Origin of the sequence: Methanolobus sp. (genome assembly GCF_016278365.1) — an archaeon.
GTDB lineage: Archaea > Halobacteriota > Methanosarcinia > Methanosarcinales > Methanosarcinaceae > Methanolobus.
In genome coordinates, this window is sequence record NZ_JADQBZ010000003.1 from 123,887 (window position 1) to 137,938 (window position 14,052).

A 14,052-nucleotide genomic window follows, 5' to 3' on the forward strand; every position below is an offset into this window, starting at 1 on the left:
AATCCATGTTCTCTGTCCTTATCAGTGCCCTTGACTTTGCAATACCAATCCTGATAGTCATCTTTATAGGACTGTTCGGGACTGGTGTCCTCATTGAGTTAGGCCTGATGCAAAAATTATCGCGTTTTGCAAACCCCTTATTCAGGTTCACTAACCTGCCGGACACATGCGCTTCATCGTTTGTGGTATCCATGGGGTCCACTGTTGCAGCTAACACCATGGTGGTCAATTTCCGGGATAACGGCTGCATAAATGGCCGTGAAGCAGCCCTTTGTGCCGTGATGAACAGTACACCTGCATATATAAGGGAGATCTTTACTTATCAGATACCGATAGTACTGCCTGCTCTTGGCCCGGTCGTCGGTGGCTTCTACGTGGCGGTCTTCATGCTGACAGCGATCGTGAAAGTGACAACTGTTATTGTTCTCAGTAAGCTGCTCCTGAAGAAGAATCCCTGCAAGTTTGAAGAAACGGTAACCGACAAGAAAGTAAGCCTCAAAGAGGCTGTCAAAAAGTCATTGAACAAAAATAGGAAACTGTTCACAAAGATCGCAGTAATATATCTTGCAATGACAACACTGGTATTCTATCTCCGGGACAGAGGTGCATTTGAGGTTTTTAGTGTCCTGCCCCTTGCAGAATTATTTGGCATCCCGCCTGAAAGCATAGTGCCTCTCACAAGCTTTGTTGCAAGCCCTATTCTTGGAATATCTTTGCTGGGGCCAATGTTAAGCAACAACGGAATATCGCCCTTGCAGGCAATGATAGTACTCATGCTTGGAAGCATGTTCATGCTCCCCATATTTAGCGTGCGGACCCTGCTACCCAGGTATATTTCCATATTCGGTGCACGTACAGGCATAAGTATCGTGGCCTTTTCAACCGGCATAAGCATAATTGTGCGATTTGTCATACTACTGGTTCTTTTATCAATAGCAAATTAAGGTCCTGAAGAATATTAGCAAATGGTACTTGTGCCTAAAACCTACTTTTTTGAGCGAGGCACTGAACTAACCCTGAGACCAGGGGAAAAGGAAAGTGCCAAAATATAAAATTTTAATCAATAAATTAATATATTATATAATCATCTATATATTAACATGGCAATTAAAGCCATATAATAATTATAAATGTGTAATGGTTACGCACATAATATAAAGGGAGATATAGACAAAATGGCAAAAGTAATGATTGTGGACGACGCCGCATTTATGCGTATGGTCATCAAGGATATTCTAAAAAAGAATGGTCATGAGGTCGTGGCTGAATGTGTTGACGGACTTGATGCTGTCCAAAAATATCCCCAGTTCAAACCGGACCTGGTATTTATGGACATCGTTATGCCAAATATGGAAGGGACTGATGCATTAAAGAAAATAATGCAGATGGATCCCTCTGCAAAAGTAGTCATGTGCTCATCCATTGGGCAGCAGTCAGTAGTTACTGATGCTCTCAAAAGTGGAGCCCTTGATTTCATCGTGAAGCCATTCGATGCCGCAAAGGTCCTTGAAGTTATCGGAAAAGTAATGTAAATGACAATCAATGTCCTTGTAGTCGATGACTCGGCGCTGATGCGTAAAGTTATTTCTGACATCCTCTCAGAAGATCAGGAGATCAGAGTGATAGGAACAGCAAGGAACGGCCTCGACGCTGTGGAAAAGGTTGAGAGGCTCAAGCCAGACGTGGTCACTCTTGATGTAGAGATGCCAACACTTGACGGGCTGCATGCGCTTGGATACATAATGAGCGAATGCCCCACTCCAGTAGTAATGCTCACTGCTCTTGATCCAAAGTCCGCCGAAAGAACACTGAATGCTTTTGAATATGGAGCTGTGGACTTTATCCAGAAACCTTCAGGCAATATCAGCCTGAACATCATGGATATAGCTGACGAGATCCGTTTGAAGGTAAAGATTGCATCCAGGGTGGATCTCAAAAAGCTGGGTTTCATGGAAGAACATGTGAATTCCAGAGGAATACCTGCAAAAAAACAGTTGGATATACCCGCAAAGATTCCTGAGGACCCGAAGAGAAAGCACTTTTCAAACCAGAAGATCCTTGCAATAGCTTCTTCTACAGGAGGACCGCGGGCACTTGAGCAGGTAGTTCCAAAGCTGCCAGGAGACCTAAAAGTTCCGGTTGTCATCGTACAGCACATGCCTGCCGGTTTTACAGCGTCTCTTGCACAAAGGCTGGATATGCAGTCACAACTTACTGTATGTGAGGCTAAGGAAGGAGATGTGCTGGAACCAGGCGTTGTGTACATTGCTCCCGGAAACTACCATATGGAGATAGTACAGAAGAACATAAGCGGACGCACATCAGAAGTTGTTTCCCTTAACCAGAATCCGCGTGAGCAGGGTGTCAGGCCATGTGCGAACATTCTTTTCAAGTCTCTGGTTCCGCTCTACGGACAAAACATACTGGCCGTAGTGCTCACCGGAATGGGGGCAGATGGAGCGGATGGGGCCGAAGAGATAAAGAAAGCCGGCGGCAAGGTGATAACAGAGGATGAGAGATCCTGTGTTGTTTATGGTATGCCAAAAGTGGTTGTCCAGCGTGGGCTGTCGGACAGTATAGTGAGTCTTGAAAGAGTCTCAAGCGAGATAGTTCATATGTTAAGATAACCAGGGGATTACAATGATAAGCTACACGATTACAATGAAACTGAGAGGGGTGTGAATAGACATGGACATGTCAGAATATAAGGACATTTTCAAGGCAGAGTCTGAAGAACACCTGCAACAGTTGAACGAGTCACTGCTCGGACTTGAACAGAATCCCCTGGAGATCGAATACATCAACACGATGTTCCGCTCTGCGCATACCCTTAAAGGAATGTCAGCAACCATGGGATTCAGCACCATCGCGGAACTTACCCATGAGATGGAAAACCTGATGGACATGGTACGCAAATGCCAGGTGACTGTCAGCAATTCCCTGATAGACATACTTTTTGAGTGTCTGGATACACTTGAAGCCCTTGTAGAGAGCGTGGACACCGGAGGAGAAGTCAACATATCCCACCTTCAGGCCACACTTGCACAAGCCATGGAAGGAACCCTCTGTGCTGTTGAAACTACAGTTGATATTACAAACGACTTCGCGGGAATTAGCCCGATATCTACTGAGGAAAACTTAAAGCCGGCTGGAGCAGAAATGCACATCCATTTCTCGGAGTCGGAAAATTCCTGCATTGAAACTGCACTTCATGATGGAGACAGGATACTTGAGTTAAAGGTCATGCTAGACCCGTCATGTGTGCTGAGGTCAGCAAGATCCACACTTGTTCTCATAAACCTGTCAAAGATGGGAAAGATCATTAAGTGTATGCCTTCCGAAGCCGATCTTGAGGACGAGAAGTTTGACTTTGAGTTCACGGTCGTTTTAGCCACAAAAGAAGACGATGCCAGAATTACAGAAGTGATCACAAAAATATCGGAGATAAAATCTATCGATATCTCAACTGTGTGTACCTGTGAAAGCGATGGTGAACCAGAGTCCTCGACAAAAGAAGATACAACTGAGTCACAGCAATGTAATTCAGCGGTTAAGAGATCGGAATCTGTAAAAAGCATCCAGAGTGTCAGGGTGAATATTGAGCGCCTTGACAATCTCATGAATCTCGTGGGCGAGCTGATCATCAATAAGATAAGACTGAACCAGCTTGCTTCCGACATCAATGCTAAAACCCTTGATGAGTCTCTTGCTAACCTGGACCGCCTGACCAACGAGATACAGACTGAGGTCATGGAAGCCAGGATGGTGCCTATCGATCAGGTATTCAGCAGGTTCCCACGGATGATAAGGGATCTTGCAAAATCCGAAGGCAAGCAAGTGGACCTTGTTATCGAAGGAAAGGATATAGAGCTTGACAGGACAGTGCTTGACGAGATAGGTGATCCGCTTGTCCACCTTTTACGCAATGCAGTAGACCATGGCATCGAGCCCACAGAAGAACGGACCAGGCTTGGCAAGCCGATAGCGGGCTTTGTCGGTCTTTCAGCTTCCAGACAGAGGAACAGTGTCATCATAGAAGTAGAAGATGACGGAAAAGGTATGGAACCGTCTCATCTGAGAGATGTAGCTGTTAAAAAGGGCATAATGAGTCGTGAAGAAGCGGACAAGCTATCTGACACAGACGCGCTTAACCTAATATTCGTGGCAGGCTTCAGCGGTGCCAAGACCATCACCGATGTATCCGGCAGAGGAGTCGGCATGGACGCTGTCAAGACAAAGATAGAGGCGCTCGGAGGTACCGTCAAGGTAAGTTCGGTACCTGGACAGGGAAGCTCCATCAAACTGCAACTTCCCCTGACTGTCGCCATTATCCAGTCCCTGATGGTGACCATTACAGGTGAAACCTACGCAGTACCCCTTGCAAATGTGGTGAGGGATGTGGGCATAAAAGCCAGTGACATCAAGACCATCGAAGGAAAAGAGGTCGTTCTGCTGCGAGGAGAGGTCTTGCCACTCCTGAGACTACATAATGTGCTTGACTGTCCCGGAGAAGCAGACAAGAAAGAGAACCTTATAGTTGTAGTCGTAGAGCGCATGGGCAGCAACATCGGATTTGTTGTTGATCAACTTCTAGGACAGCAGGAAGTAATCATCAAGACTCTTGATAACAAACTTTTGAAAAACACAAGAGGATTTGCAGGTGCAACCATCCTGGGAGATGGAAGCGTTGCGCTGATTCTCGATATTGCAACTTTGATATGATATGATGAGGGTATAAAATGACTGAAATGGACGAAATGACAAAAGGAGCATTCCAGGAAGCAGGGAATATAGGAATGGGTCATCTGGCAACTTCTCTCTCAAAAATGGTAAACAGAGAGGTAAAGATAGACATCCCTGTTGTAGAAATGCTATCACTGGATGAGATAATCTCCCGGGCTTCCAATGGAAAGCAGAAGAGTGTTGTAGGAATACATCTCAATATCTCAGGAGATGTGACCGGAGGCACTCTGATCCTTTTACCAAAATTCTCAGCACTTTCATTCTCTGACCTTCTTTTAAAGAAGTCAATAGGGACTACCACAAAGATAGAAGAGATGGAAATTCGCAAGCTTCGTGAAATGGGAGTGCGTCTCTGTAGCTCATACATGCGTGTGGTCAATGAGTTTCTCGGGATCAACCTTGCGATCGGAGATCCCCGGATGGATGTGAATATGGAAGGTGTGACTGAGTTCATCAAAAAGGAGATAGGGCAACTTGCTGACGAATTCATAGTTGTCAAAGGAGAATGCTATATACCATCCACAAACTCAAGGAATGAGTTCAACATGCTGTTCGAACCTGAAGCAAGTGACGTTATAATGGCTGCAATCATGAAAAAGATGATGGGATGAAATGAGCAACTCCCACTTTGCCCTGGATATAGGTACCAGGACTGTTGTGGGGCTCATTGTTGAAGGAGAGCCTCTGGAAGTAAAAGCCGCATGCATATGCGAACATGAAGAACGCAGTATGCATGACGGACAGATCCACGATGTGGACAAGGTTGCAGAGGTCGTAAGAAAAGTAAAAACCGAACTCGAAAAAGAGATCGGTTATAAGCTCACACGGGCCTGCGTGGCAGTTGCCGGCAGGGCCCTGAGAACATCTAAAGCAAAAGTGTCAATCGACCTGCCCTACAGGGAGATAAGTGATAATGATGTGTCCGAGATCGAGTTTGAAGCCCTGGCAAGAGCCAGCGCTGAAATCGATTCTGGCGAACGGTTTAACTGTGTAGGTTATTCAGTTATCGGGTATGAACTTGACGGACAGCGGATCTCAAATATAAAAGGACACAGTGGAAGCTCAATTTCAATTGAGGTTCTTGCAACCTTTCTGCCTGAAGCCGTTGTTAACAGTATGTTTGCCGTGCTTGCCAGATGTGATATGGAAGTTTCAAGCATAACTCTGGAACCCATAGCCGCACTGAGTGTTGCCATCCCTCTGGATATGCGCAAACTGAACATAGCACTTGTGGATATAGGGGCGGGCACATCAGATATCGCTGTAACCAATGACGGAACGGTCATAGGCTATGGCATGGTTGCAGAAGCAGGTGACGAGATCACGGATTTCATTTGTGATCATTACCTTGTCGATTTTAAAAAGGGCGAGGAGATCAAGCAAAGGATTTCCGCATGTGACATAATAGAGATGCAGGATTTTTTTGGTAATGTCACCAGCATAAAGACCACAGAAATTATCTCTGTCGTAGGCAGTGAAATAGACAAACTCGCCCTGCATATAGCGGACGAGATACTCGCAATAAATGGAAAGCCTCCACGTGCAGTCGTCCTCGTCGGAGGAGGGTCACAGACAGTTATGCTCAAAGAGCGGCTTTCAGTGCACCTCGGAGTTCCGGTACAGAGAATAGGAGCACGCCTTCCTGCAATGATAGAGACATTCAGGGATAATACAAGCAAGGTTACAGGCGCCGATATGATAACGCCTCTTGGTATAGCCCTGACAGCTATCCGAAAGACGGGTATCGAATTTACAGACCTGACAGTCAATAACACACCAGTCCATCTAATGGCACTGAATGGCCTCTCAGTAATGGACGCCCTTGTAGCCACACACATAAAAAGACTCTACCCGCGTCCCGGACTTGCCCTTACTCTCAAAGTGAACTCTCAGTTCATCACAATTGAAGGAGATGCCGGCAAGCATGCCACTGTCCTGCTGGATGGAAAAAAGGCCAACCTTGGGGATCCGGTCCGAAAGGGTTCCAGAATAGAGTTTGAACCACCTTCGGATGGCAGGGGTGCAAGCATAACTGTCAGAGAGCTCATATCTAAAATGGAAATGGATCTGTTTACGGATGTTACTGTCAATGATGAAGCGACAAGACAAATGATTTCTGTTCTGGTAAATGGGAAAATAGTCCCGCCTGAGGAGAACGTACCCGACAGGGCAGAAGTCATTATCGAACCCGCTACACTGGAAGAAGTGCTTCATAGAACAGGTAATGATGTCACAGATAAGATACAGGTCACTGTAAATAGAAGGCCAAAGCTTCTTGACAGGACTCAATTATTAATCCGGCTGAACGGGACTGCAGTAAAGTCTGCCGATCTTTCCAATATAATCATCAAGAGCGGGGATAAGGTACAGATATGCAAAAATGAAGCTATCTGGACAGTTGCTGACATATTTGATATGCCCGCGAGCAGGAAAAGTACCAGCGTGATTCTTAATGGTGAAAAAGTGACATTCAACGGTCACGATAATTCTGTAATTGTTAATGGAAGGAAAGCAGAGCTTTCTGAAAGAGTGTTCGACGGCGATGATATAACAATTAAAGAAGGGCCTGATGAAAACCCAATCCTTTCAGATCTTTTTGAGTTTATGGACATTAACAGAGAGGAGCTTGTCGGAAAGAACATCAAGCTGTTTGTGAATGGCACCCCCGCTCGCTTTACAACACCATTGAGAGAGGGAAACAAAGTTAGCATAGAATTCCAGGAGGTTTAAAATGCTTAAGACTGCTGAGAAACATGTTACAAAAGAGGATACCGATTTTGTAATGCTCAAGAATTTGATCAAAGACAAACTCGGATTTAATTGTGAGTACTACAAGGATTCCCATTTTAAAAGAAGAATAGACGTGAGGCTGAGAGCTTCTGGCTCGAAGAACTATGGAGATTACGTCAGGCTCCTGAAAGAGAATGCTGATGAACGTACTATCCTCATGGATACGTTAACTGTTAATGTCACGAATTTCTTCCGTAACACGGAAGTATATGACATCGTCGAAAAAGAAGTGCTCCCTGCTGTGATCAAGTCTAAAAGTACAAGCCCTCTCAAATCCATAAAAATATGGAGTGCCGGCTGCTCTATAGGAGTGGAAGCTTATTCCATTGCAATGCTTATGGACCACATTCTGGGAAATACGATCAGACGGTACAATATATCGATAACGGGCACTGACATAGATAAGGCGAGCCTTCAGCAGGCTCAGCAGGGTGTCTACAGCGATGTTGAAATGAAAGATGTGCGTCCTGCGTTCCTTGAAAAATATTTTGTAAAGCAGGGAAACCAGTACCATATCATAGACGAACTGAAAAAGATGACACATTTCAAGCCCCATGACATGATATCAGGCCCTAAGATCAAGGGATTTGACATCATATTCTGCAGGAATGTCACTATTTATTTTGAGAAAGAACTGCAGGAAAAGCTGTACATGGACTTTTACGATGGACTGAATGAGAACGGATTTTTTGTCATGGGAAAAACGGAGACACTCCTTGGCCCTTCCAAAGACCGGTTCAAGCCTTTCAACGCAAAGGAAAGGATATACTGTAAATAGCCGGGTCCGATCAGGGCCATGTAAATTAAAAACGGATACTGAGGAAAACATATGATAGGCAGGATGGATGAACTCACTGAACTGCAGGCCAGTGCATTGAAAGAAATAGTTAATATCGGCGTAGGCAATGCTGTGACTTCCCTCTCAAAAATGATAGGCAAGCAGATCAGCATAGAAGTTCCGGAACTAAAGATAGAGAAGATAGAGAAAGTACCTGAGAAAGCAGGCGGCGCTGATACTGTGGTTTCAGGAGTAATCATGCATCTCGATGGGGACATTAACGGCTACATTATGATGCTGCTATCCAGAGAAACTGCCGAGACAATATGCACAACCATCACCGGAGAAGAAACTCCCGATATCCTGAGTGCTATGAACCAGTCCCTGATAGAGGAAGTGGGCCACATCCTGGCAGGCTCCTACGTGAGCTCCCTCTCCGAATTCCTTGGGCTTGATTTCAGGATCTCACCTCCAATGCAGACCTATGACATGCTCGGCGCCATCATGGACCAGATGCTTATTGAGATGAGTAAGAACGTGGAGTATACATTTCTCTTTGATACATTCTTCACAATGGAAGGAAACAGGATGGAAGGTATCCTGCTCACATTATTCGATCCTGAATCAATGGAAAGGATACTTACACGAATCAATGATATGGTATGATTAAAGGAGGTAGAATATGAAAATAATACTTGACCAGTTTTATTATGACGCGCTTAATGAGATTGGGAACATTGGCATGGGAAACGCTACCACAGCTCTTTCTCAACTTATCGGGAAAACGATAAAGGTCAGCGCCTCTGAGCTCACATCTCTTGATCCAGACTGTATTACCGACCATGAAGAGCATAACAAGATAGGAGCCATAGTCAAGATTATAGGTGACATGAACGGTGGTTTCATACTCGTGCTGGATGAAAGGCATTCTGAAGTGCTATCAAACATGATGCTTGCGCGTACAGAATACGAGAATGACCCCTATATGAAGAATTCAGTTGTCATTGAAGTGGCAAATATCCTGGCAGGCACCTACTGTACTGCTCTTTCAAAGTTCCTGGACCTGTCAGTAACACCTTCACTACCCGTTTTGGCAGAAGGAAGCCCTGGTGACCTGTTGAAGAAATGTGGAAAATATCTGAACGGAAAAGTAGATCACATAATTGGGCTGACCGCCCTGTTCGAGATTGAAGCTGAGGACGAGTACCATAGCCTCAGCGGTGACATGTACATGCTGCTGGATGCAGCCTCCATGAAGACTATCCTTGACAGGATCAACAAAATGCGTATCTGAACATCATGATAATCGTAGGAATGGCAGACAGCGCGGTAGCAAAAAAACCTGCTAAGATAACGACCCTCGGGCTGGGGTCGTGCGTAGGTGTTGCCATGTACGATAAAAACAGTTGTGTCGGCGGAATGGTGCATGTAATGCTTCCAAGTATAGAAAATGCAAGAGCCAAGGATAACCTTGCAAAATTTGCTGATACAGGCATACCTTATCTTGTAGAATGTATGGTAAAAGAAGGTGCTGCAAAGAGTACTATCAAAGCTAAGATCGCAGGAGGAGCCAGAATGTTCTCCTTCAGCTCAAATGCCCAGCTCAATATAGGAGAGAGGAATGTTACTGCAACCAAGGAGATCCTGAAAAAACTTCGAATCCCGCTGGTTGCAGAAGATACGGGCGAGAACTATGGACGTACAATAATCCTGGATACGGATAATGGCCAGCTTATTGTTAAAAGTGCTCTAAAAGGGCAAAAAATATATTAATTATTAGATATAAATAACATCATGATCTTATGAGGAATTAAGGTGGCACCAAAATGTTAACCCCGGATATTACATTAGTATATATTCTATTCATCTCTATCTCACTTTCAGCAGGTATAGCCGCGATATACTTCTGGGTCAGGATATATTATGAAACAAAGAAAGGGTCCATCGCATGGCTGTTGCTTGCACTGACAGCCATATTCCTCATAACAACATCCGTATTTCCTTCTGTGGCAGTCAGTATACCAGACCCCACGGTCTCTGAGACAATTCTTATCTATCTGGGTTTCTGGAGTGCGGTATATACCAGTATATTTGCAGCTGCAGGTTTTATGATGTTCACTGCTTTCAGAACTATACCCAGAGAGAAGTTAGGGGATTTCCTTCTTGAAGGCATGGTGTTCCAGAAGAACCAGATGGTAAAATCAGCATGTTCAAAGAAATGTTCTCTTTGCGATAAATATGAAAATGAAGAATGCCCGGGATGCGTTGCTAAGAACAAGCATGCAGAAGAAAAATGCCTGATATATGAGTGTGTTGTTGATAAGGGCATGACCTCATGCATGGACTGCGATGTAGTGGATACATGCATCAAGTATGAAAGAGAGATCGATAAATGTCCCATGAGTGACAGGGCAGGGATTTTTGCAGAATTTGAACAAACTGCCAACCTATTCAAAAGATCTACTTTGCTTGAATACGTTCCTCATATGAGATATGAGGATGCAGTTATTGAGATCTGCCTGAGGTTGTACGGAGAGACTGTGAATACGGTACTTGTATCTACCCAGCCACGGACAAACCTTTACAGGGAAAAGCTGGCCGACCTCATGGATGTAGGTGCTATGAAGTTCATTGAGATCTCATCTACAGTAAAAACAATTTCAGAGGACAATGGAATAATTAAATTGCCAGCTACCGAGCTTGACAAATTCTTTGACCTCACAAGCAAGTTACCCAAAGATTGCACTATCATATTTGAACCTCTTACACATCTTATTGTTAGTGAGGGGGAAACGGAGACCTACGAGTTCGTATCCAAAATGGTAGAAAAGCTCAGTGCCAGTGAGATAACTCTTATAGGCCTTCTCAATAAACCAGCGCATGATGAAAAAATTGTTTCCAGATTCGAAGGACTTTTCCTCAATCTTGCAGATATCACCCATTCCAGAATACGTATCGCAAAAGGCGGCAGGGAGGAGTATATTCGTTTCTATGTAGGAGAGAAGTTCTACATGGAGCAAAACGAAGGAATGGAAATGCAGGCCAGCGGACTGCAATAGAAGCCATAACGGAGGTAGAGAGGATCATGGATATATTGAACAGTTTCGAGACTGATGCGCTCAAAGAGATCGGAAGCATAGGGATGGGGAATGCAACAACATCCCTTTCAAAACTTGTGAACCGCAACGTAAGACTTAATCTATCTGACGTAGGAATGCTGCAGCAGGAAAAAGTCTCTATGCTGATTCCCGAATCTATCACAATGGCAGGGGTCATGTTAAGAATAGAAGGTGAACTCAGGGGCGTTGCCCTGCTCCTGTTTGAATTTAATAATGCTGTGCTTCTGAGCAGTCTTATGCTTGGAGATTCTGAACAGGTCAATGATCCTACAATGCACGAATCCGCACTTTCCGAGCTTGGAAATATCCTTGCAGGTTCCTATATAGGTGCACTTACCTCTTTCCTTGATATGGAAGTAAGCCATAGAGCCCCTGAAATTGCCATAGGGCCAATACTGAATGTTCTCAAAAAGGCTTCTTCACTTATCGAAAACGAACCTGAAGAGTTGCTGAATATTGAAACGATGTTTATGGTCCATGATGCTGGCGATGGAAAAGGGCTCAACACTATCTACGGGGACATGTTCCTCCTGCTTGACCCGGCTTCTCTGGATAGATTAAGGGAGTCAATCGGAAAAATGCTCTCCTGATCAGATAACCAGTAAAAACTAAAACAATCATAAAACCGATCCTGCATGAAAAACCAATGGATACAACACCTTGAAAAGGCGTTACCCGAAAAAAGGGAGCATGGGACATCTTTCGTAAAGATGTTACATGTCCTGGCCAGAGATGGCGGGAAGGGAAAAGAAAACCATTTACACAGGAAGAACAGTTCACAGCGTAGCAGGGGTAAGTTCCCGGAGAAAAAAGAACATTACACGACTGTATGTACTGAAGATCACCCGAAGAGTGTCACTGTTACAAGCACTGTCCCGGCACATGGAAGCACTTCATCTGTTGATACGCCCCTAAGAGAAGATGATGCACAGGTGGAACTGTGCAGATGGATTGCGGAAAGCCAACTGGGTCCTGAAAATGGTATCGCTGCTACGGGAGAGGATTTTGTCCAACTCCTGAGTTCAGTGAACGGACAGCTGTTTCTCAGTTATAATGTAACAGGAGAGGATGTATTCGAAATAGTTGTGGGCTCTGTTGAAGAAGCAGAGAAGGTTATATCTGATGATAATATGACGACTGCCATGCTCTATCCGGGGAACCCGGAATACCAGTGGTCAAAAAAATAATACTATTTTAATATAATCCACATAATTCAATGGTAAAGAATAAAAGCAATCAGTGCAATTAATATATAAATATAGTATATTTAGATAGAATGGTGCGAGACTAATAAGGAGAACCATAGCCATGATGGACATTGCAATATATTCACTTGTTGATGATATGGTCAGCAAAGCAGGAACGGAAGGTGTTGTAGAATACTGGCTCCGTGTAGGTGAAAGTTATGCCGAAAGGATGGGCAAAGAAGCTTATGTAGGCTGGCCTGCCTTTAACGTGGCAATGAAAGAGGGAAGGACATCCCTTACCGTAGAAGGAGAAGTTAACGTACTTACCGATCTTGCCATTATTGACAAGGACGGGGATGTTATAGGATATGTTTATGCACTGAAGACCTGCCCTATGGCACCTACAATGAGAAGATACATCTCCAGGATAGGGCCAATTCCCGATTCAGACACCGACGTTGCCGATAGTTACAATAACCGCATAAGGGATTCAGCGGTTTCCAATTACTGTATCACTCACCAGAGATTCAGGGAGATAGCGGCCAATAATGTCACAGTCGCTAAACAGGCCCTTGAATGCCTGCAGCTTGCAAACAAAGGCATGACAGGAGATGTAAAAATGGTACCTGAGAATCTTGCGAGGATAAATGTGGACGAGCGTCACATCAAAAGTATCCTCCGCAGTGCATCCTGCGTGTTCGCTATCATAGTAAAGGGAAAGAGCGCAGGTGAGGAAGTAGTCGATTAAGGGTGATAATATGGCAGAGAACATTGAATCCAATCCGTTTGTTGATGTTTCCGTCTTCCTGTTCTTTGAGGATATCTCAGATAAACAGGGAGTGGAAGGTTTTACCAATTATATGGTCGGCCAGGCTGAATCACTCGCCAAGTCCGTACCTGAGGAAGAATACGAGACATGGGACGATTTTGCAAAAGCTGTTGCCAGTGGGGAATCTGTATTCTCATCCTTTGAGAGTATAGAGCAGATAAGCAAATACGGGTTCGTCACCAACATATGCCCGTTCTCCAAGGCGATAAGGGAGTATATCAAACGCATAGGTAACTTCAATCCTGTGCATGTTGAGGCCACAGACCACTACAATCACACGATACAGCCATCAGCAGCCCACAGTGCATGCATGATGCATCAGACCTACAGGAAAGAAGTGGCAAAAAGAATCAAGATAGATGGCAAACCCCTGCAATATGCCCAGATAGGCGCCAAAGCGTATACAGGTGATATTGCACTTCCTCCTGAATCCTGGAAGAAGGTCTTACTTGAAAAGGCAGGCATCTCCGAGACCCAGGGGTTCATGGAGATGAGAGAAAACAGTTGCCTTTACCTCTTGTACGTGGAAGAGCGAAGTTCCCGTTAACTTTTTTAAGGGCTGGCTTTAAGTAAAAAAAATACTTAAGGCTATTCCAAACAACAAAT

At 44.5% G+C, this 14,052-nt stretch carries 15 protein-coding genes; all 15 read left to right on the forward strand.

The window, feature by feature from the left end:
• Positions 1-5: 5 nt before the first annotated feature.
• Complete coding sequence (locus QZZ22_RS02725; RefSeq protein WP_292462450.1) at positions 6-944, forward strand: nucleoside recognition domain-containing protein; 939 nt, start codon at positions 6-8, stop codon at positions 942-944.
• Positions 945-1,175: 231 nt separating this feature from the next.
• Positions 1,176-1,532, forward strand: coding sequence for a response regulator (locus QZZ22_RS02730; RefSeq protein WP_292462452.1), 357 nt, complete (start codon positions 1,176-1,178; stop codon positions 1,530-1,532).
• Positions 1,533-2,627 carry a chemotaxis response regulator protein-glutamate methylesterase gene (locus QZZ22_RS02735; protein WP_292462453.1) on the forward strand — a complete coding sequence of 365 codons (1,095 nt, stop codon included), beginning with the start codon at positions 1,533-1,535 and terminating at the stop codon, positions 2,625-2,627.
• 61 nt (positions 2,628-2,688) lie between these two features.
• Positions 2,689-4,722 carry a chemotaxis protein CheA gene (locus QZZ22_RS02740; RefSeq protein ID WP_292462455.1) on the forward strand — a complete coding sequence of 678 codons (2,034 nt, stop codon included), beginning with the start codon at positions 2,689-2,691 and terminating at the stop codon, positions 4,720-4,722.
• A 17-nt stretch (positions 4,723-4,739) separates the two neighbouring features.
• The gene (locus QZZ22_RS02745; protein WP_292462457.1) at positions 4,740-5,354 is read left to right on the forward strand and encodes a chemotaxis protein CheC; all 615 of its coding nucleotides are present in this window, start codon (positions 4,740-4,742) and stop codon (positions 5,352-5,354) included.
• A 1-nt stretch (position 5,355) separates the two neighbouring features.
• A complete protein-coding gene (gene pilM / locus QZZ22_RS02750; RefSeq protein WP_292462459.1) occupies positions 5,356-7,473 on the forward strand; it encodes a pilus assembly protein PilM in 2,118 nt (705 codons plus the stop codon).
• A 1-nt stretch (position 7,474) separates the two neighbouring features.
• Positions 7,475-8,311, forward strand: coding sequence for a protein-glutamate O-methyltransferase CheR (locus QZZ22_RS02755; protein WP_292462460.1), 837 nt, complete (start codon positions 7,475-7,477; stop codon positions 8,309-8,311).
• Between the two features lie 51 nt (positions 8,312-8,362).
• A complete protein-coding gene (locus QZZ22_RS02760; protein ID WP_292462462.1) occupies positions 8,363-8,977 on the forward strand; it encodes a chemotaxis protein CheC in 615 nt (204 codons plus the stop codon).
• A gap of 16 nt (positions 8,978-8,993) precedes the next feature.
• On the forward strand, positions 8,994-9,605 hold the full coding sequence (locus tag QZZ22_RS02765) for a chemotaxis protein CheC (RefSeq protein ID WP_292462464.1): 612 nt from the start codon (positions 8,994-8,996) through the stop codon (positions 9,603-9,605).
• Positions 9,606-9,625: 20 nt separating this feature from the next.
• Positions 9,626-10,084, forward strand: a complete 459-nt coding sequence (locus QZZ22_RS02770; protein ID WP_292462466.1) for a chemotaxis protein CheD — start codon at positions 9,626-9,628, stop codon at positions 10,082-10,084.
• Positions 10,085-10,137: 53 nt separating this feature from the next.
• Entirely contained in the window at positions 10,138-11,370 is a 1,233-nt protein-coding gene (locus tag QZZ22_RS02775) for a DUF3795 domain-containing protein (protein WP_292462467.1), read from the forward strand.
• 26 nt (positions 11,371-11,396) lie between these two features.
• Positions 11,397-12,020 carry a chemotaxis protein CheC gene (locus QZZ22_RS02780; RefSeq protein WP_292462470.1) on the forward strand — a complete coding sequence of 208 codons (624 nt, stop codon included), beginning with the start codon at positions 11,397-11,399 and terminating at the stop codon, positions 12,018-12,020.
• A 45-nt stretch (positions 12,021-12,065) separates the two neighbouring features.
• Positions 12,066-12,617 carry a hypothetical protein gene (locus QZZ22_RS02785; protein ID WP_292462472.1) on the forward strand — a complete coding sequence of 184 codons (552 nt, stop codon included), beginning with the start codon at positions 12,066-12,068 and terminating at the stop codon, positions 12,615-12,617.
• A gap of 121 nt (positions 12,618-12,738) precedes the next feature.
• Positions 12,739-13,365 carry a hypothetical protein gene (locus QZZ22_RS02790; RefSeq protein ID WP_292462474.1) on the forward strand — a complete coding sequence of 209 codons (627 nt, stop codon included), beginning with the start codon at positions 12,739-12,741 and terminating at the stop codon, positions 13,363-13,365.
• 10 nt (positions 13,366-13,375) lie between these two features.
• Positions 13,376-13,993, forward strand: a complete 618-nt coding sequence (locus tag QZZ22_RS02795; protein WP_292462475.1) for a hypothetical protein — start codon at positions 13,376-13,378, stop codon at positions 13,991-13,993.
• Positions 13,994-14,052: the final 59 nt, after the last annotated feature.